Below are 18,417 nucleotides of genomic sequence, written 5' to 3' on the forward strand. Positions count from 1 at the left end.
GTCAACCGACCAGCCGACGGCTCAGATCCGCGACAGCACCCTGTCGCTGACGAAGCAGAGCATCCCGAACTCGCGCGCCCGCCGGCGCGCGAAGTCGCACAGCTCGTCGTTGTCGGCGTAGTCGAGTGCGTAGAGGTCCACGTCGAGGCCGAGCAGCCGCTCGGCCACGGAGGCGTGGACCTCCAGCACGTCGTCCGGCCAGGGCGCGTAGCGGCCGGCGTCCACCCAGCGGGCCGAGAACGACTCGAACAGCACGCCGTCCACCAGGTCGGCGAGCTGCGGCAGCAGCCCGAAGCCCCGGTTGGCCAGCAGATACTCCGGCTGCGTCTCCTCGCGGATGGCGGCGATGAGGTAGAGCAGGTGCGGCAGGTCCTCGGGGTAGGTCTGCTCGATGTTGAGCGTGTCGAGGAACAGCCCGCGAAAGCCCTTCCCGATCGCCGTGCGGGCCTGCTCCACCACGTGCGCCACCCAGCGGGGGTCGCCGGTGTGGACGAACGCGCCGCCCCAGTCGGGGTTGTGCTCGGCGCGGTGCCACGGCGCGGGCGGCCCCGCGTCCTCGGTCAGCGACAGGTAGCCGAGGGTCTGCGTGCCGCGCCCGCGCAGCAGGTCGAGCTCGTCCGGGCGGTAGAAGTCCGCCTGGAGCACGACCTTGTCGAAGCCGGACAGCCGCTCCAGCTCCCCCGCCCCGTAGTAGAACGCGATGGGCTGCGTCATCCGGTCCACGACTCCCGGTACCAGGCGTAGGTCCGGCGGACGCCGTCCTCCAGGGCGACGCGCGGCTCGTACCCGGTCAGCTCGCGCAGCAGCGTGAGGTCGGGGCAGCGGCGCGCGACCGAGCCGGGGGGCGCGGGCACGTGCCGGATCTCCGGGTGCGTCCCCGCGATCCGCAGGACGAGCTTGGCCAGGTCGCCGATGTTGGTCTCGGCGTCGTTGCCGATGTGCACGATCCGGCCCGCCGCCCGCGGCGCGGCCATGAGCCGGACGACCGCCTCGACGGCGTCGTCCACGTGGCAGAAGGCGCGGCTCTGGTCGGCGCCGTAGAGGGTGAACGGGTCCTCGCCGCGTTCGGCCCGCAGCGACAGCTCGGGGATGACGTGGTCGGCGCCCATGCGGGGGCCGTAGACGTTGTGGAAGCGGCCGATGACCGCCTCGAACCCCTTGGCCCGCGCGGTGTGCAGCACCGCGGCCTCGCCGAGCAGCTTGCTGATCGCGTACGTGTGCCGCGCCGACCCCACGTCCTCGATGACGAGGGGGACGTCCTCGGAGGTCGGCACGGCGGCCAGCCCGGTGCTGACCGCCCCGGCGTACGCCTCGCTGGTGGAGGCGAAGAACAGCCGCCCGCGTCCCGGCCCCATCCAGTCCAGCAGGTGCATCAGGGCCAGCGTGTTGACCCGGAGCACCCGGGCCGGGTCGGACTCGACGTTGCGCACCCCGACGACGGCGGCCAGCATGAACACCTGGTCCCAGCCGGGTTCGAGCGCGTCGTACGCGGCCGGGTCGGTGAGGTCGGCCGAGCGCACCTCGACGGCCAGCCCGGCGAGCGCGTCGTCGCGCCGCCCCCGCGAGAAGTCGTCCACGACGGTCACCTCGTGCCCGTCGGCGAGCAGCCGGCGGGCCAGGTGCAGCCCGATGAAGCCGGCCCCGCCCAGCAACAGCGCCCTCATGCCCGCTCCTCCGCGAGGTAGCCGATGCCGGCGTAGCGGACGCCGTGCCGGGTGATCGCCGCCTCGTCCAGGATGCGCCAGGAGTCGAACACCACCCGCACCCCGGAGGTGGCGAGCCGGGACTCGACCTCCAGCCCGCGGTAGTCGGGATGGTCGTTGATCACGAGGACGGCGTGGGCGTCGGCGAACGCCTTGTCCAGGCTGACGGGCTCGCCGCCGTACTCGCGGATGACGTCGTCGGGGACGAGCGGGTCGTGGCCGAGCACGGTCAGGCCGACGGCGCGGAAGAGCGGCATCATCTCGGCGATGGGCGTGCCGCGCATGTCGTCGGTGGCCGGCCAGCCCTTGTACGCCCAGCCCAGCACCGACAGCCGCACCCCCTCGGTGCGTCCGGCGCTCTCGCGGATCAGCTCGACCATCCGTTCGGCGACGTGCGCGGGCAGCCGTTCGTTGAGCGCCCGCGCCCGGTCCACCAGGTACGGCGGCCGCCGCGTGCTCGCGATCATCAGGTACGGGTCCTTCGACAGGCAGCCGCCACCGACGTACCCGGGCTTGGCCAGGTCGGGCCGGGGATAGTCGAGGTTGGCGGCCCTGATGACCTCCAGCGGGTCGAGGCCGTGCTGCTCGGCGATGAGCGCCAGCTCGTTGCCGAAGGCGTAAATCAGGTCGGTGTGGCAGTTGTTGGACAGCTTGACCATCTCGGCGGTCTCCAGGCCGGACACCGGCACGACCTGCTCGGCGAGGCCGGCGAACAGCTCGGCGCCCGCCCGCAGGCTCTCCTCGTCGAGCCCGCCGACGACCTGGGGCAGCTCGACCAGCTCGCGCAGCGCCTGGCCCTGGATGGTGCGCTCGGGCGCCATGACGAGCCGGACGTCGTCGCCCCAGCGGGCGGCGAGCGCGGGCAGCACGACGGAGCGGGAGGTGCCGATCGGGACGGTGCTGCGGACCACGACGAGCGTGCCCGGCCGGCAGGTGGCGGCGACGTGCTCGGCGGCGGCGGCCAGGTTGCGCAGGTCGGGCCGGCCCGACGCGAGGTCCACGGGCGTGGAGACGGACAGGATCGCGGCGTCGAGCGGCGTCTCGGGCAGCCGGTCGGAGACGGTGATGGCGCTGCCGAGGTGCTCGGCGAACGCCTCCTGCACGCCGGGTTCGTACACGTGGATCCGGCCGTTGGACAGCGCCTCGACCACGCGGGGGTTCGCGTCCATGCCGTGCACGACGTACCCCTTGCGGGCCAGGGCGGCGGTCAGCGTCAGGCCCACATAGCCCATGCCGATCACGCCGACGGTCTTCGGCATCTCAAGCTCCTTCTTTCGCGACGGTGCAGAGGGGACTGACGCGGTCGAGGTCGACCACGGTGACGTTGCCCGCGATGCCGTGGCGGCGGTAGCGGGCGCAGGCCGCGGCCACGTCGGCCGGGCGGGTGGCGTAGTCGGTGGCGAGCACGGCCTTGCCGAGTTTGCGCAGGGCGAGCGCGTGCGCCAGGTTCTCGGCGCACCAGCCGGTGGTGCACGGCCGGCCGGTGGCGCGGAAGAACAGCTCCTCCATGCCGATGCCGTCGATCGCCTCGACGTAGCCGGGCTGGAGGCGCAGCTCGGGCGAGTTCTGCGGGACGATGAGGAATCCGGGGCGCACCTTCTTGGCATACCTGCTGATCTTGACGATCAGCTCGTTCATCCGGCGGGCGAGGCTCGCGCGGGTCTCGCCGGGCACGCGGTCGAGGTGGATCTCCTCGTACGCGAGCGGCGTGTCGAGGTAGACCCCGTCGAACCCGGCCCGCAGCGCCTGGTCGACGCGCGGCCGCAGCACGAGGTCCCACCAGCGGGAGTCCCAGTAGCGCACGAAGTGCTCCTCCGGCCAGTCGAGCCAGCGGTTGAGCCGCAGGTCGGCGGGCAGGGTGCGGGCCTCGGTGCGGAAGCGCTCGATGCTGCCGATCTCGAAGTAGGCGAGGACGGTCTTGCCGGCGTCCCGGACCTTGGCGACCTCCTTGGCGGAGAAGTAGCCGGCCGTGGTGCCGTCGCGGGACAGGTCCACGATGGCGAGCTGGTGCGGCGCGCGGGCGACCGCGTCGAGCCGGCCGCCGGGGTAGTTCTGCAGGACGTAGGTGAAGGAGCGCACCTCGGTCAGCGGGACGCGGGGCGCGCAGGACGTGAGCGCGACCGGCAGGCCGGCCAGCATCACGGCCGTCCAGAGCCTCCTCACGCGCCCTCCTCCGCCGTCATGGCCTTGATCGAGTCGGTCAGCGGGACGGTGGCCCGCCAGCCGAGCACCCGCAGCGCCCGCCCGGTGTCGGCCTGGCTCCAGCTGGTGTCGGAGCGGCCGGACTCGGGGGCGCTCTCCCGGATCTCGCCGGTGAACCCGCTCGCCGCGGCGAGCAGCTTGACCGCCTGCCGGACGGGCACGGGCCGGCCGCTGCCGACGTTGATCACCCGTTCGGCGGGGTCGTCGGCGAAGGCGGCGCCGACCACCGCCGCGGCGACGTCGCGCACGTCCACGAAGTCGCGGGTGGCGTCGAGCGGGCCCAGCTCGATGTCGCCGGTCGCGGCCCTGATCAGGTCGCGGACCCGGCCGAGCACGTTGGCGGCGGACACCCCGGGGCCGACAGGGTTGAAGACGCGCAGGGACATCGCGTCCACCTCGCGGGCGCGTTCGACCAGCAGGGTGCCGGCCAGGTGGCTGATGCCGTACGCGCCGGTGGGGCGGGCAGGGCCGTCCTCCCGCTGGGTGGTGCCGGGGAGGGCGGGGCCGTACTCGGCGGCCGAGCCGAGCCGGACCAGCCGGGCGCGCGGCGCGGCGGCGGCCAGGGCCTCCAGCAGCACGGCGGTGACCCCGGCGTTGCCGCGGATCAGCTCGTCGTAGCGGCCGGACATCCGGCCGACGCAGTTGAGCACGATCGACGGGCGGCTCTCGCCCAGCAGGTCGGCCACGTCGGCGGGGGCGGCGGCCAGCAGGTCGAGCTCGGCCCGGCGCGGGCAGATCAGGCGGGACACCCGCGGATCGCCCGCCAGCAGTTCGGCCACCGGGCGGCCCAGGAAGCCGGTGGCTCCGAAGACGACGACCGTGCTCATCGAACCCTTTCCCGATCTGTCGGCAGCAGCAGCGAGCGAATCTCCTCGAACCGGGCGTTGGCCTCGTCGTAGTCGTCGGGGCGGCCGATGTCGAGCCAGTAGCCGTCGAACTCGAAGCAGCCCGGCTGCCGGCCCTGGGCGAGCAGGTCGAGCACCAGCTCGTCGAAGCCGAACGGCATCCCCTCCGGGTAGTGGGCGATGGTGTCGCGCGACAGGGCGTAGACGCCCATGCTGACCAGGTAGCTGAGCAGCGGCTTCTCCCTGAAGCTGGTGATCTGGCCGCCGCTCGTCTCCAGCACCCCGAAGTCGATCTTCACGACCCGCGGGGAGGTCGCCACGGTCAGCGGCGCGCCGGCCTCGACGTGCCTCGCCAGCAGCCCGGCGTAGTTGAGCGTGGTGAGGACGTCGCCGTTCATCACCAGGAAGTGCTCGGGCAGCCGGTCCCTGATCGGGAAGAGCGGCCCGATCGTGGACAGCGGGGTGACCTCCTCGGTGTAGTCCACCTGGAGTCCCCAGCGGGAGCCGTCGCCCACGAACGCGCGGATGAGCGGGCTGAGGTGGCCGACCGCGAGCGTGGCCCGGGTGAAACCCTGGCTGGTGAGCTGCCGGAGGATGATGTCGAGGATCGCGTACTCCTCCCCGATGGGCACCAGGGGCTTGGGCAGCGCCGAGGTGTACGGCCGCAGCCGCACTCCTTTGCCGCCTGCGAGGATGACGACGTGCATGGGAAGCCTCCCGGTCGATGGTTCAGCGGTACTTCCTGACGTCCCTGAGTCCGCGGCTCATGAGCACCAGCAGGATCAGCAGGAACAGCAGCGCGGCGGCGGCGAAGAGCAGCACATCGGCCTGCGCGGAGCCGCCTCCCGGCAGCAGGAGCCGCCCCGTGGGATGGACGGCCAGCGCCGCCGCCTGGGCCAGGCACAGATGGATGACCTTGCCCTGGTTGGCGAGCAGGAACGCCACGAAGTAGGCGCCCCCGACGGTCACGTGGGCGACCGCCATGGTCACGCTCTCCGCGGTGATCCCGCCCGTGACGTGCAGGAAGACCAGCGGCAGCGCGGAGAGCACCGACAGCGCCGCGAGGCAGGTCAGCAGGCCCTTGGCGACCAGCCACCGGCCGCGGCGGGTGAAGTCGGCGGGGTAGCAGACGTCGCGGACGGAGGCCCGCGCTTCGTCGTCGAACCGGTGGGCGCGGTACTCCAGGAGGCCCATGCCGAGCACGAGCCCCGCGCCGGCGACGGCGATGTCGCTCCGGTCGAGCACGTAGCGGGCCTCGGCCTGGAGCAGGAAGAGCGCGGTCAGCGTGGCCCAGGCCAGCGCGGGCAGCAGCCCGCGCAGGTGGGAGCGCGACAGGCGGCGCAGCGGCGGCTCGGCCGCGGCCGGCTCGCCCTGGGCGAGCGTGAGCAGCAGCGCGGCCCCGACGACGCCGGCCACGCACACCACGCCGACGCAGACCGCCAGCAGGCCCACCCACCGGTCGGCGAGGCCGATGTAGGCGATGCCGGCGATGACCGCGGGCAGCATGATCACGCCGAGCCACAGCTCGCGCCGGTAGAACAGCAGCATGCCGGAGGCGATCTGGAAGGCCAGCTGCGTGACGCAGAGCGCGACCAGCGCGAGCGGCCCGCCCATGGCGAGGGCGAGCAGGCCGGCCATCGCCGTGGCCCCGAGCACCCCGAGTAACAACCCGGTCCGCAGCACCCGCCCGGCCGAGCGGGGATAGCCCCGCCCCACCAGCGTGTACGCGAGGTGAGCCGCCCCGCTGCCGATCACCCAGCCGAGCCCGGTGGTCAGCACCAGGCCCGGCATCAGCCACCGGGCGCCCACGAGCCCGGAGGCCGCCGGCAGCAGCGCGGCCGGCAGGCCGTAGAGCAGCCCGTGCAGCATCTGGGCGAGCGGCCTCGCCCGCTTGAGCGGCGCCTCGGCGACCGGCGGGCGCGGCCTGTCGAGGGTCCTGATGTGCGTGTACGCGGCCTCGGCCAGGGAGAACACGTCGTCGTGCCCGTACCGCTCGCGGGCGATCCTGTCGCTCAGCCCCTGAGACTCCAGCATCGCCGCGACCTGCAGCGGTTCGACGGCGCGGAAGGCGCCGGTCCCCATCGGCTCGATGAGGTCGTCCATGGAGCGCGACGTCGACGGCTCCACAGCGGTCATGCGGTGACCCCCAGCAGTTCCTCGTAGACCGAGCGGTAGTCGTCCAGCGACTGCCGCAGGGTGAAGCGTTCGAGCACCCGCTCGCGGGCCAGCGCGCCGAGCCGGCGGCGCAGCCCGGTGTCGCGCAGCAGGCGCACCATGGCCTCGGCGGCGGCCACGTGGTCGCGCGGGGGCACCACCATCCCGGCCTCGCCGACCGCCTCGGCCACCCCGCCGACGTTGGTGACGACCACCGGCAGGCCGCAGGCCATGGCCTCGACCACGGTGTAGGGGAACCCCTCGGAGATGCTGGTCAGCGCCACGACGTCGCCGGCGTGGTAGGCGGCGGCGGGGGTGGTGACGCGGCCCTCGAACCGGGCCGCGTCCGTGACCCCCAGCTCCTCGGCGAGCTCCAGGCAGCTCTCCTGGTAGGGCTCGTTGCCGGCCGGGACGCCGCCGAAGATGCGCAGCCGCGCGTCGGGCACCTTCTCCCGCACGATCGCGAACGCGCGCAGCAGCGTGTGCAGGTCCTTCAGCGGGTCGATGCGCCCCATGAAGACCAGCGTGGGCTCGTCGGGGCCCGACTCGACCGGCGGGAAGTCGTCCGGGTCCACGCCGTTGTACATGATCCGGATGCGGTCCGGGTCGGCGCCGTTGCGGATCTGCCAGCGCCGGTTGTACGACGAGTGCGGCGCGATGCGGTCGGCCGCCACGTACGCCGCCCCGGCCAGGCGGCGGAAGAAGCTGAGCAGCAGCACCCTGACGGCGTGCGAGACCGGCTCGTCCACGTACTGGAGGTAGCGTTCGCGCAGGTAGACGCCGTGTTCGGAGAGCACGATCGGGGTGCCGTGCCGCCACTTGGCGGACATCGCGGTCAGCATGCTGAGGCCGTTCATGGCCACGTGCATGAGGTCCGTACGCGGTGCCGGCTCGGCCAGCGGGCGCAGCATGTGCCCCATCAGGTCCCCGGCCGTGATGGCGTCGGCCAGGGTGAGCCCGTCGGTCCTGTTCCAGTACCAGGCGTCCATGAGCTGGGTCAGCGACTCGTTGGCGGTGAGCGCGCCCAGCAGGTCCCCGCCCTCGTGCGCGAAGCGGTGCAGCGACTCCAGCACCGCCAGGAACTCCGCGCTGCCGTCGCCCATGACGGCCGGCGTCAGCACCATCTCCAGGAAGCGTCCGTACGCCTCGGTGAAAGCGCCCCCCGGCGCCCGCGAGGGGCGCCGGGGCACGTTGCCCCACAGTGGTACGGAGACCACCTGTTCGAGGTTGGCCGGCAGGTCCCACACCGGCCGTTCCTCGCCGTCCACGGTCATCGTCACGACGTCCCACCGGTAGTCCGGCATGCCCCGGATGAGCTGGTCCATCCAGACGCTGACGCCACCCATCGCGAACGGGTAGGTGCCCTCGGACACCAGCGTCACCTTCACGGGCGCACGCTCGCGGGGACGGTGACAGGGACCCCGGCGGTGAGGGTGAGGCGGGCGACCTTGTCGGTGCCGTACGCCGTGGCGCCGGCGGCGTTGACGTTCGTCGCGAAGACGGCGGCGTCACTGCCGGTGGCGGTGAAGGTGACCGTGCCCGCCACCCGGTCGTAGACCGCGCTGACGCCGGAGAGCCCGGCGAAGTGCGTGGTCCGCTGGTCGACGTACTGGGCGAGCGTGCCCCAGTTCGGCGTGAGGAGCGGGACCTTGTACCAGGAGTTGTACTTGGCCATGACCCTGTTCAGCCAGTCGAAGACCAGGCTGCGGTTGGAGCCGTAGTTGCGCAGGTTGCCCTGGTGGAAGGTGTGCGTGTAGACCGACCCGGACATGACGTGCTGCATCGCCACGTCGCTCTCGTGGTCGATGACCTGGGTGTAGGTCTGGTTGACCGGCCAGTAGGGGAACTTGCCGCTCGGGCCGTAGTAGGAGTTGTAGAACAGCGTCTCCTCGGCCGGCGTGGTGGTGTGGTAGGCGATGTTGGTCGGCCAGTCGGGCACCACCATCACCGCGGGCTGCAGCGGGTGCCGGATGCCGCAGTTGAAGCAGGACGGCTGGTGGCTGGCGAACGACATGTTGCCGTGCAGGTACTTCACGCCGAGGTCCTTGGCGGCCTGCAGCAGGTTGGGGTTGGAGGCGGCCAGGCCGTAGTCGGTGGGCGGGTCGATGTCGTTGTTCGGGTCGGGGTGGTAGACGCCGAGGCCGGAGTACTCACCGGTCTTCAGCACCGTCGGGTCCACGGAGAGGCCGAGCGCGGCGGCCCTGGTGAGGTTGTTCTGGATCTCCGCGCGGCTCGTCGCGTAGTCCGTGGAGTTCATCTTCGGGTGCGAGAACGTGTGGTTCACCCAGGTGAAGGAGGAGGCCCGGCAGCGCGAGTAGTTGGTGAGGGCGTCCTGCAGCAGGATCGGGAGGAGGCAGGACGGGAGGGCGTACTGGTCGGCGCCCTCGCCGTTGTAGGCGATGTTCAGCTTGAAGGTGTTCGCCAGGGCGTTGGCGGTCCGGAAGCTGTTCTGCTGGTTGTACGTGCTGACCGCGTCCGACCAGGTCAGCCGGTAGCCGGGGCTGGTCTCCAGGTGGCCGTCGGCGTACAGGTGGTCGGTGTTGTTGAACCAGTCGTCCACGTCGGCGTTGAGGTAGTGCCGCTGCTCCCCGAGGAACAGCCCTCTGGTGGCCCAGCGGAACAGGCCGTAGGTGAGCAGGTCCGCCTGGGGCAGGTACTGGTTGGAGGTGAACGTCAGCGCCATGCGCTCACGGCCGTCGGCGGACGTGCTGCGGACGCCGAGCACGTCGGAGCCGCTGGTCAGCACGGCGTCGGCGGTGCAGCCCGAGGCCAGCGTGGAGCGGTAGACGTAGGACTGCGAGACCGGGACGTTCGCGGTGTTCTTGAGGTAGTCGAAGACGCCGGCGCCGGTCGTGGTGAGCGCGGTCGAGATCGGGGTGGCGCCGACGCCGCCCTCGCTGCCGGCGCGCAGGCAGTAGTCCTCGGGCCAGGTGCCGTAGGCGGTGTAGAGGGAGACCTGGCGGACGCCGTAGTCGCGCTCGTAGGCCCAGAGAGCGTTCCATTCCGTGGCGTCGAGGCCGCTGACGTAGCCGGAGCCGTCGGAGTAGAGCAGCGAGTTGTTGGTCAGCAGGACGGCGTTGTACTTGCCGGTCCCGTCGGCCTGCACGAGGTCGGCGGCGGTCAGCGGCTGGGTCTTGCTGTAGAGCACGTCGTACTGGGCGCCGACCCGGCCCAGCACCGAGCGCCAGGTGGAGACGCCCCAGTCGTCCTCGTCCACGGCGACCACGAGCACGCGCAGCGCGACGCGGTCGTTGGCGGCGGCGGCGAGTGCGGCGGAGGAGCGAGCGGCCGTGGTCGAGCGTTCTACGGGTATTGTGCCTTTTTTCTCCGGTAGTGGCCCGAATTTTTCCGCTTTTGGACGATCAATGGGCGCACGCAAAGGAGCGGCGTGCGCGTGATGATCGCCGGTCTCGGTTTCTGGTGTGGCCGCGAGCGCCGGCGCGGCGCTCGGACCGATGATGATGGCGGTGGCGCTGACCAGGGCCAGCGCACGCCTCGACGGCGCAAAAGCCGTCATTCGGAAATGCCGAAAAGAACCCACCATATCCCCCCATTCGGCACTGATGGCACGAATGCTCCGATGGCTGACGTACGCACCATCAGCCAGTTCCCGAGTGTGCGGATGACCAATTTCATTTACGTTTCAACACAGTTTCCTCACGAGCGTTTTCCGGCGCATTCGAGCGGCATATCCTCGGTCAGCGAAAGAAGATCGGATACGTGCAGCTGGGGGAACCATGCAGTTCCGCATCCTGGGCGCGCTGGAGGCGACCGACGCAGACGGCCTCGTGCCCCTGCGTTCGGTCAAGCAACGCAGCCTCCTCGCCCTGCTGCTCTGCCACGACGGGACCGTCGCGCACAGCGACGTCCTCATCGACGCGCTCTGGGGCGCCGAGGCCGGTGACGCCGGGCAACAGCGCCTGCGTCTCCAGCTCCACCGGCTCAGACGCACGCTCGGCGAGCACGTCCCCATCGCCCACCAGTCCACCGGCTACCGGCTCAGGGTGCCGGCGGAGGACGTGGACGCCCGCCGGTTCGAGCTGCTGGTCCGGCAGGGCCGCTCGGCGCTCGCCACCGGGAACGTCGCGAAAGGCAGCGCCCTGCTCCGCGCGGGCCTCGACCTGTGGCGCGGCCCGGCGCTGTCCGGGCTGGACGACATCCACCTGCTGCACCGCCAGGCCACCCGCCTGGAGGAGCTGCGGCTGGCGGCGCTCGGCGAACGCGTGGAGGCCGACTTACGGCTCGGCCGGCACGCCGCCCTGGTCGGCGAGCTGTCCACGCTGGTGCGCGAGCACCCGCTGCGCGAGACCTTCCGCGGGCAGCTCATGCTGGCGCTCTACCGCAGCGGGCGGCAGGCCGAGGCGCTGGACGTCTACCAGACCGGGCGGCGCATCCTCACCACCGACCTCGGCCTGGAGCCCGGTCCCGAGCTGCGCAAGCTGCACGCGGCCATCCTCAGCAGCGACTCCTCGCTGTCGGCGGGACGGGCGGCGCCCCACGGCCGGCTCGTGCACCGGCGCGCCGGCCCCCGGCACGGGCGCGGCTGCCCGCACTGCGCCTCCCGACATCACTAGGGCGTGATCCGGTAGACGTGATAGGAGTTCTCGCTGGTGAAGGTGTCGGTGAAACGTCCTGAGGCGTCCACGGGCAGCCGCCGGTTCTCGAACATGACCTCGACCTGACCGGGTGACAGGCCGCCGGGCAGCGCGAACGTGTGCGCTCCCGGCCGGCCCTCCGCCGACGGCATGGCGAACAGGTAGTACGCGCCCTGGTGCGCCTTCAGCATGGTGTCCACGCCGGGGCCGAAGCCGTACTCGATGGACTGGGTGTTGAGCACCGGGGCGAGCTGCCTGATCTGCCGGTTCACCTCGATGACGGCGGGCCGGGTGGTGACGCCGCAGGCGTCGCGGAGCACGTGCTGGCTCTGGCAGGGGCCGCCGAAGCTGTGGTTGAAGTAGATGACGCCCCTGGCCCCGTGGATCAGCGAGCTCATCACCGCGCCCTTGACCTCGTCCGGCTCGATCTGCCGCCGGTCCTCGGCGGCGGGGCGGCCGACCTCGACGAAGGCGTAGATGGGCTGGAGCTTGCCGTCGAGGGCGTCCAGCTTGCGCTGGCGGTCGATGAGCAGGCCGTAGTTGGCCGCGCGGCGGCAGCGGTCCTCGCCGGACCAGTGCAGCCAGTTCTGGCCGTCCAGGCAGGCGAAGTAGCTGGTGTACCAGTAGACGTCGAGGGAGACGAAGTCGGTGTAGTCGTTGACGAACCGGCCGGCCTGGCGGTCGTCCTGGTAGATCATGACGCCCTTGCCGTAGTTGGCGTAGTGCGGGCGGCCGTCCTTGGGCAGCCGGTCCTTCAGCGTCTTCATGACGGTGTAGCCGCAGCGTTCCTTGTGCGGGTCGTCCGGGATGCAGAGGGGGCCCTCGCCGGGGAATTTGCCGGTCCAGCCGTCGTCGCCGGGGCCCGCCCACATGTCGGCCTCGTCGGTGATCAACCAGGCGACGGTCTCGGCCCCGTAGTCCTTCAGCGGCTTGCTGGGGACGGCGAACAGGCCGTTCTTCCTGATCAGCGCCATGTCGCTGGTCTCGGTCAGCTCGATGTAGGTGTTGATGCCGGCTTCGACGTCCTTGTCCACGTCGTCCTGGGTGATGACGGACTCGTACCAGACGCCTACGGGGAAGAACGCCGGGTTCGTCCAGCCGGCGGCCTTGGTGCTCGCGAAGCGGTCGTAGTAGGCGGGACCGCCTTCCCAGGGGACGCGGGGCAGCTTGGCGACGTCCGGGCGCGGGGCGGCCGTGCCGGACGAGCTCGGGGCCGGCTCGCCCTCGGACCTGCCGACGACCACCCACACCAGGGCCGCGGCGGCGAGCAGCGCCACCGCGGCGAGGACCAGCCGGCTCGCCCGCGTCAACGCTCCCCCTCCGCCAGCTCCAACAGCCGGTCGGCCCGCGACGACCAGGACATCCCCAGCACCGACGCCCGCAGCTCGGCGGCCGGCCGCGGGCCGCCCTCCGCCAGCGCGGCCTTGACGGCCGCCACGAACGCGTCAGGCGTGGCCGCGACCCGCACCCGGTCCCGGTAGCGGGCGAGCTCGGGGAAGTCCGTGCTGACCACCGGCAGGCCCAGAGCCAGGTACTCCTTCAGCTTGATCGGGTTGGCGTGCCTGATCCACGCGTTGTCCTGCCACGGCATGATCGCCACGTCGAAACCGGACGCGTACGCCGGGATGCGCTCGTAGGGCACGAAGCCGAACCAGCGCACGTTGGGATGGGCGGTCAGCCGGTCCATCGGCGCGGTGGCGTCGCCGATGAGCACGAGCGAGGCCTGCGGCAGCTCGGCGGCCAGGCGTTCGAGCAGCCCGATGTCCACGACGAACTCGTCCAGCGCGCCGAAGAACCCCACCCGCGGCCCCGGCACGGCGGCGAGGTCGGGAGGCGGGTCGGCGACCCTGGTGAAGTGGTCGACGTCCACGCCGTGGTCGAGGAAGCACGCCCGCTCGCCGGTCAGCTCGCGCTCCTCGGCCATCAGCGTGCGGCTCGCGTAGAGGACCCGGTCGGCGCGGGCCAGCAGCTCGTTCTCCATCGCCCCGATGACGGCGGCGTCCGCCTCGGGGAAGGCCGAGTGCCGGTCGGAGCGGTTGTAGAGGAGCGCGTGCCGGGGCATCGGGCGCACCACGTCCCAGGCCGTGGGTACGGTGACCACCATCACCGGGCGGCGCAGGCCGAGCGCCAGGCACACCGCCCGCACCTGGGCGCGTACGAGCAGGGCGCTCACCCGGCGCAGGACCGGCGAGCCGTAGAACGGCAGCGGCAGCGGCGACATCACGTGGAAGCCGGGGAACGGCTGCCGCAGGAACTTCGCCACGCTGCGCAGCTTGCGCAGGACGCGGCGGGTGACGTGGGTGGTGGTGCCCGGGACGGGCATGCGCATGCCGATGCTGTTGACCACCAGCACCTTGCGCCGGCCGGCGATGGCGCGCATGAGCTGGAAGTCGGAGTGCGCCCGGTTGTGGTACCACCAGTCCTGCGCGGCGAAGCAGACGTACCCCGGCGGGTCGGCCGCGCCGGGCGGCTCGGGCCAGCGCGGCAGGCGGACGAGGGCGCGCAGGGCCGCCCGGTGCTTGGCGCCGCTTCGACCGGGCCGGGTGAGCGCCCGGATCGCCTCGTTGAGCAGCACCGCGCCGCGCATGGCGAGGGCGCGGGCCCGGCCGTGCCGCTCGCGGTGCAGCCGGACCCGGTTGGCGGTGGCGAGCGCCCAGAGCCGGCTGGAGGTGGCCTGCTCGCCGCCCAGGTGCACGGCCCGCGCCCGCGGCTCGTAGCGGACGGCGAAGCCGTGGTCGCCGGCGCGCAGCATGTACTCGGTCTCCTCGGAGTAGAGGAAGTAGCGCTCCTCCAACGGCCCGAGCGCGTCCAGGCAGGCGCGGGAGACGAGCCAGGCCGCGCCGGTCGCCCAGTCGGCGGTGCCGGGCCGCTCGTACGCGTCCGCCGCCACGACCAGCTCCCCGAGCGCCGGGACCCGGCCGGCCCGGTGGCCGCCGAGCAGCGCCTCGCCGAGCGCGCGCAGCACGGTGGGCCTCCTGCGCAGCGAGAAGTGGACCGTCCCGTCCTCGGCGGTGAGCCGGGGCACCGCGACCCCGGTGCCGGGCTCGGCCAGCGCCTCGCGCAGCACGGTGATCGCGCCGGGGGCCAGCCGGATGTCCGGGTTGAGCACGAGCACGTCGCAGCCGGACGCGGCGGCGATCCCCGCGTTCACGCCGCCGGCGAAGCCCGCGTTGCGGCCGGTCGGGACCACCTCGACGGCGGGCAGGGCGGCGCGGGCCGCCGCGATCGTGCCGTCGGCCGAGTCGTTGTCCACGACCAGCACCCGGGCGTCTCCCGCGCCGGCGTCCTGGAGCGAGCGCAGGCAGTCGCCGATGACGCGCTCGCTGAAGTACGTGACGATGACGATCGCCAGCATGCTCACCTTCCCAGGAGACGGAGACGGGCGCGGAGCGCGCCGGTCAGCAGGCGCACGGCGAAGGGGGCGTCGTGGAGCAGGTAGCGCCGGAGCAGGCGGCGCGGTTCGAGCGCGAGCCGGTGCAGCCATTCGCCGCCCGCGCGCTGCAGGGCCTCGGGGGCGCGGCTGAACTGGCCGGCGGCCATCGCGATGCCCGCGCCGCAGCCCAGGAACCAGGCGGCGGGCAGCTCCGGCCGCAGCTCGGTGATCAGCCGTTCCTGCTTGGGGAAGCCGAGTCCGACGAGCACGAGGCCGGGCCCGGCCTCCGTGACGCGCTCGACGACCGCGCGCCGGGCGGCGGGGTCGGCGTCGAACCCGTACGGCGGTGAGTGCGTGCCCGCGATCCGCAGCTCCGGGTAACGTTCCAACAGGGCCCGCGCGGCGGCCTCCGGCACTCCTTCGTCGCCGCCGAGCAGGTAGACGGGCCGGCCGTCGCGGGCGGCGCGCCCGGCGAGGGTGTGCACGAGCGAGGCGCCGGTCACCCGCTCCGGGATCGCGGCGCCGGCCAGCCGGCCCGCCCACACGACCGGCATGCCGTCGGCGACGACCAGCTCCGCGCGGGCGACGAGGGCGGCGAGTGCCGGGTCGCGGGTGGCGGCGCGGACGATGTCCACGTTCGCGGTGACGATCGCGCCGCCCCGGCCGGCGGCCCACTCGCGGGAGACGTGGTCGGCCACTCCGGTCTCGGTGACGGCCATGACGTGCACGGCTCCCACGCGCACGCGCGCGGGGGGACCGGCCGTGGTGAAGGGGTCTGCCGGAATGTCCTCGCTCCTTCGCCCTGGCCCAGCCCAGCCCGACCTTTCGCCCGAATCATCGGCATTATGGAGAAATCCGTTACGTGTGGGTCTGGCAGGAAGTACGGGCCCGCCAGCAGGATGAGGGGCATGAGAGTGGAGCGCGGCGCCCTTGAGGGCGTCCTTCTCTTCGTCCCGACGCCGCACCACGACGACCGGGGGTTCTTCACCCGGACGTTCGACGCCGACGTCGCCGGGAAACACGGTCTCGACCCCGCCGCCTTCATCCAGGACAGCCAGTCGCGCTCGCGGCTCGGCACGGTCCGCGCCCTGCACGGGCGGGTGGGGCGCGGCGAGGCCAAGCTCGTCAGGTGCGCCCGGGGCGCGATCCACGACGTGCTGGTGGACGCCCGGCCCGGCTCGCCGACGTACGGCAGGAGCATGAGCGTGCGCCTCGACGACGAGGACTTCGCCTGCCTGTACGTGCCGCCCGGCTTCCTGCACGGCTTCCAGGCGCTCACCGAGCAGGCCGACGTCTGCTACCGCATCGACAGGGAGCACGACCCGGCCGAGGACGTCTCGGTCCGCTACGACGACCCGGACCTGGCCGTCGCCTGGCCGCTGCCGGTGACCGCGATCAGCGCGCGGGACCTGGCGGCGGGGTCGTGGCGGGAGGCTCAGGCGCGGCTGCTCGCCTGAGCCTCGCCTCGCGGGCCAGCGCGCCGGCCGAGCCGACCAGCAGGAACGACAACCCCGTGATCACCGCGTACGAGCGCAGGTCGAAGGTCGCGGCCCCGATGAGCGGCACCACCAGGCAGGCGGCCAGCGTCAGCCCGAGGTCGCGGTCGGCGGGGTCGGTGAGCAGCCGGCGGGCGCGGAGCGCCGACCAGATCCCGGCCAGGAAGAGTCCGGCGAAGGCCAGCACGCCGATGATCCCGGTCTCGACCGTGGTGAGGATGTACTGGTTGTCGAAGACCAGGTATTTGGGGGCGTACCAGGTGCCGAGACCGCGGCCCAGCCACGGGTGGCGGGAGATCTCGGTGGCCGCCGCGGCGTAGTCCATGGTCCGCCAGCGCAGGCTGGAGTCGGTGGACAGGCCCGTGAACAGGTCCAGGATCGCGCCGAGCACCCCCGGCACGACCACTTTGACCGCGCCCAGGAAGACCACCATCGCGCCCAGCGCGAGCAGCCGGCGCCGGCGCGGCCAGCCGACCAGCAGCACCGCCGCCGCCCCCGCCACGCCGACGAAGGCCGAGCGCGACACCGAGAACACCATCCCGGCCGCGATCAGCCCCGCGCACAGCCACCAGCGCAGGTGCGGCTGGCGGCGTTCGAGCGCCTGGAAGGCGAAGTGCAGCGCGATCGGCAGGATCATCGCGCACACGACCGCGAACTCGATCGGATGCCCGGTGGTCGCCGCCACCCTGCTCAGCCCGTTGCGCTCCACGACGAACAGCTCCTCCTGCGTGAAACGCAGGCCGGGCAGCACCATGTACGGGGTCGGGTCGAACCTGAGCAGGAACTGCGCCGCGCCGATCACGCCGAGCACCGCGCCCATCACCGCGACGGTCTTCAGCACCAGGTCGAGCCGGGCCCGGCCGCGTACGCCGTCCACGACGAGCAGCACAATCCCTATCATCGCGAACGCGCTCACCAGCATGTGGTCGGCGAGGTCGAGCTCGTCCCTCGGCAGGTTGCCCGCGGCGGCGTAGGCGTAGGTGGCGATCAGCGAGCTGGCGTAGACGAACACCGCGCTGCGGACGAGGGTGCGGCCCTTGGCCGCGCCGAGCGTGGTGGTGAGCTGCGCGCAGAACCACCACACCAGCGCGAACAGCCCCACGGCCTCGGCCGGCGTGATGGCGAACGAGAGCCCGCGGAACACCAGCCGGGCCGGGACGATCATCAGGATGACCACGAAGACGACGCCCAGCGTGGCCCCGTCGGCCGCGTGCGGCCGGGGCAGGCCGGCCACGGGCTCCGTCCTGGTGAGGGCGATCGCCTTCACGGGCGCAGCACCAGCGGCTCCGCGGGCTCTTCGGGCTCGACGGGCTCTGCGGGATCGGCGGCCGGTCCGACCCGCCTGCGGCGCAGGGCCGCGGCGAGGCTCTCCATCGCGTAGCCGGCGGTCAGGGCGGCGAACAGGCCCAGCGCCAGCACCGCCATGGCCGTGCGGCTCTTGCCGCCGCGTTGCTCCTGCGGCTCGGTGGGCGGCACCATCGGCGTGAGCTGGATGTAGGTGCTCACGGGCGCCCCCAGCGCGGCCTGGCGGGCGGCGAGCTCGCTCCGCGCCTGCTCCACGAGCCGGGTGACCAGCGTGTGCGCGGTCCCGGCGGACGGCGACCTCGCGTTGATGATCACGAACGGCCCGCTGGCCAGCAGCTCGGGGTTGGGGCTGCCGTTGTGGACGACGTACGTGGTCTCGCCGCCGGGCGGCGCCCCCAGCCGGGCGGCGGTCTCCGGCGCGCTCAGCGCCTGGAGCAGGATCGAGGCGGCGACGTTGAGCGAGCCGTTGTAGTTGAGCAGCGGGTTGGTACGGGGGTTCGGATAGGCGGGATCGTTTGGAACGCTCCCGCCCGTCACGGGGATGGTGAGCACGAGGACCGCGCCCGACTGGTAGATGGTCGGGACGGTGCGGTAGACGGCGAACGAGCCGCCGAGGGCCAGCAGCAACGCCGGTACGGTGACGTACCAGCGCCGGAACACGACCAGGACCGTCCCCCAGAAGTCCAAGGCGTTTTCCCTCCCGAACCGGATGAAACCCTCGATACGGACATCGGCCTTGGACGT

Annotated in this window: 16 protein-coding genes; 2 read left to right on the forward strand and 14 right to left on the reverse strand. The window is 72.5% G+C overall.

What is annotated here, in order from left to right; translation table 11 throughout:
- Nucleotides 1-21: 21 nt before the first annotated feature.
- The 9 genes from SMD20_RS27860 to SMD20_RS27900 are packed head-to-tail and all read right to left on the reverse strand — an operon-like array spanning nt 22 to nt 10,421.
- Nucleotides 22-714 (reverse strand): hypothetical protein, encoded by a 693-nt coding sequence (locus tag SMD20_RS27860; RefSeq protein WP_329586642.1) that lies wholly within the window; start codon nt 712-714, stop codon nt 22-24.
- Nucleotides 711-1,664: an NAD-dependent epimerase/dehydratase family protein gene (locus tag SMD20_RS27865; protein ID WP_329586645.1), complete on the reverse strand. Its 954-nt coding sequence runs from the start codon at nt 1,662-1,664 to the stop codon at nt 711-713. The genes SMD20_RS27860 and SMD20_RS27865 overlap by 4 nt, the downstream gene beginning before the upstream one ends.
- The gene (locus SMD20_RS27870) at nt 1,661-2,962 is read right to left on the reverse strand and encodes a nucleotide sugar dehydrogenase (protein WP_329586647.1); all 1,302 of its coding nucleotides are present in this window, start codon (nt 2,960-2,962) and stop codon (nt 1,661-1,663) included. The genes SMD20_RS27865 and SMD20_RS27870 overlap by 4 nt, the downstream gene beginning before the upstream one ends.
- A gap of 1 nt (nt 2,963) precedes the next feature.
- Nucleotides 2,964-3,866, reverse strand: coding sequence for an endo alpha-1,4 polygalactosaminidase (locus SMD20_RS27875; protein ID WP_329586649.1), 903 nt, complete (start codon nt 3,864-3,866; stop codon nt 2,964-2,966).
- The gene (locus tag SMD20_RS27880) at nt 3,863-4,732 is read right to left on the reverse strand and encodes an NAD-dependent epimerase/dehydratase family protein (protein WP_329586652.1); all 870 of its coding nucleotides are present in this window, start codon (nt 4,730-4,732) and stop codon (nt 3,863-3,865) included. Before SMD20_RS27880 ends, SMD20_RS27875 begins: the two co-directional genes overlap by 4 nt.
- Nucleotides 4,729-5,457, reverse strand: coding sequence for a sugar phosphate nucleotidyltransferase (locus SMD20_RS27885; protein ID WP_329586655.1), 729 nt, complete (start codon nt 5,455-5,457; stop codon nt 4,729-4,731). Before SMD20_RS27885 ends, SMD20_RS27880 begins: the two co-directional genes overlap by 4 nt.
- 22 nt (nt 5,458-5,479) lie before the next feature.
- Entirely contained in the window at nt 5,480-6,886 is a 1,407-nt protein-coding gene (locus SMD20_RS27890; protein ID WP_329586658.1) for a hypothetical protein, read from the reverse strand.
- Nucleotides 6,883-8,292, reverse strand: a complete 1,410-nt coding sequence (gene pelF, locus SMD20_RS27895) for a GT4 family glycosyltransferase PelF (RefSeq protein WP_329586662.1) — start codon at nt 8,290-8,292, stop codon at nt 6,883-6,885. Before pelF ends, SMD20_RS27890 begins: the two co-directional genes overlap by 4 nt.
- Entirely contained in the window at nt 8,289-10,421 is a 2,133-nt protein-coding gene (locus tag SMD20_RS27900; RefSeq protein WP_329586665.1) for an Agd3-related carbohydrate deacetylase, read from the reverse strand. The genes pelF and SMD20_RS27900 overlap by 4 nt, the downstream gene beginning before the upstream one ends.
- A gap of 220 nt (nt 10,422-10,641) precedes the next feature.
- Here SMD20_RS27900 and SMD20_RS27905 point away from each other — a divergent pair, with 220 nt between their 5' ends.
- Nucleotides 10,642-11,478, forward strand: a complete 837-nt coding sequence (locus SMD20_RS27905; RefSeq protein WP_329586668.1) for an AfsR/SARP family transcriptional regulator — start codon at nt 10,642-10,644, stop codon at nt 11,476-11,478.
- Here SMD20_RS27905 and SMD20_RS27910 read toward each other — a convergent pair.
- From SMD20_RS27910 to SMD20_RS27920, 3 genes are read right to left on the reverse strand one after another with little or no spacing between them, the layout of a single operon-like run.
- Nucleotides 11,475-12,809 (reverse strand): hypothetical protein, encoded by a 1,335-nt coding sequence (locus SMD20_RS27910; RefSeq protein WP_329586670.1) that lies wholly within the window; start codon nt 12,807-12,809, stop codon nt 11,475-11,477. The genes SMD20_RS27905 and SMD20_RS27910 overlap by 4 nt on opposite strands.
- Nucleotides 12,806-14,854: a glycosyltransferase gene (locus tag SMD20_RS27915; RefSeq protein WP_329592685.1), complete on the reverse strand. Its 2,049-nt coding sequence runs from the start codon at nt 14,852-14,854 to the stop codon at nt 12,806-12,808. Before SMD20_RS27915 ends, SMD20_RS27910 begins: the two co-directional genes overlap by 4 nt.
- 2 nt (nt 14,855-14,856) lie before the next feature.
- Nucleotides 14,857-15,615, reverse strand: coding sequence for a WecB/TagA/CpsF family glycosyltransferase (locus tag SMD20_RS27920; RefSeq protein ID WP_329586673.1), 759 nt, complete (start codon nt 15,613-15,615; stop codon nt 14,857-14,859).
- Nucleotides 15,616-15,780: 165 nt separating this feature from the next.
- Between SMD20_RS27920 and SMD20_RS27925 the strand changes: the two genes are divergently transcribed.
- The gene (locus tag SMD20_RS27925) at nt 15,781-16,329 is read left to right on the forward strand and encodes a dTDP-4-dehydrorhamnose 3,5-epimerase family protein (protein WP_329586676.1); all 549 of its coding nucleotides are present in this window, start codon (nt 15,781-15,783) and stop codon (nt 16,327-16,329) included.
- Here the strand turns inward: SMD20_RS27925 and SMD20_RS27930 are convergent.
- Nucleotides 16,268-17,635, reverse strand: a complete 1,368-nt coding sequence (locus SMD20_RS27930) for an O-antigen ligase family protein (protein ID WP_329586680.1) — start codon at nt 17,633-17,635, stop codon at nt 16,268-16,270. The two genes, SMD20_RS27925 and SMD20_RS27930, sit on opposite strands and share 62 nt — an antisense overlap.
- A complete protein-coding gene (locus SMD20_RS27935; RefSeq protein WP_329586683.1) occupies nt 17,632-18,360 on the reverse strand; it encodes a hypothetical protein in 729 nt (242 codons plus the stop codon). The genes SMD20_RS27930 and SMD20_RS27935 overlap by 4 nt, the downstream gene beginning before the upstream one ends.
- Nucleotides 18,361-18,417: the final 57 nt, after the last annotated feature.

Origin of the sequence: Nonomuraea sp. LP-02 (genome assembly GCF_036289125.1) — a bacterium.
GTDB classification, from domain to species: Bacteria; Actinomycetota; Actinomycetes; order Streptosporangiales; family Streptosporangiaceae; genus Nonomuraea; species Nonomuraea bangladeshensis.

Excerpts from the sequence above, each read along its gene's own strand:
- SMD20_RS27900 (WP_329586665.1), bottom strand. The coding sequence starts at position 10,421 with ATGACGGCTTTTGCGCCGTCGAGGCGTGCGCTGGCCCTGGTCAGCGCC.
- SMD20_RS27860 (WP_329586642.1), bottom strand. The coding sequence starts at position 714 with ATGACGCAGCCCATCGCGTTCTACTACGGGGCGGGGGAGCTGGAGCGG.
- SMD20_RS27905 (WP_329586668.1), top strand. The coding sequence starts at position 10,642 with ATGCAGTTCCGCATCCTGGGCGCGCTGGAGGCGACCGACGCAGACGGC.
- SMD20_RS27890 (WP_329586658.1), bottom strand. The coding sequence starts at position 6,886 with ATGACCGCTGTGGAGCCGTCGACGTCGCGCTCCATGGACGACCTCATC.
- SMD20_RS27915 (WP_329592685.1), bottom strand. The coding sequence starts at position 14,854 with ATGCTGGCGATCGTCATCGTCACGTACTTCAGCGAGCGCGTCATCGGC.
- SMD20_RS27870 (WP_329586647.1), bottom strand. The coding sequence starts at position 2,962 with ATGCCGAAGACCGTCGGCGTGATCGGCATGGGCTATGTGGGCCTGACG.
- SMD20_RS27925 (WP_329586676.1), top strand. The coding sequence starts at position 15,781 with ATGAGAGTGGAGCGCGGCGCCCTTGAGGGCGTCCTTCTCTTCGTCCCG.
- SMD20_RS27865 (WP_329586645.1), bottom strand. The coding sequence starts at position 1,664 with ATGAGGGCGCTGTTGCTGGGCGGGGCCGGCTTCATCGGGCTGCACCTG.
- SMD20_RS27885 (WP_329586655.1), bottom strand. The coding sequence starts at position 5,457 with ATGCACGTCGTCATCCTCGCAGGCGGCAAAGGAGTGCGGCTGCGGCCG.
- SMD20_RS27880 (WP_329586652.1), bottom strand. The coding sequence starts at position 4,732 with ATGAGCACGGTCGTCGTCTTCGGAGCCACCGGCTTCCTGGGCCGCCCG.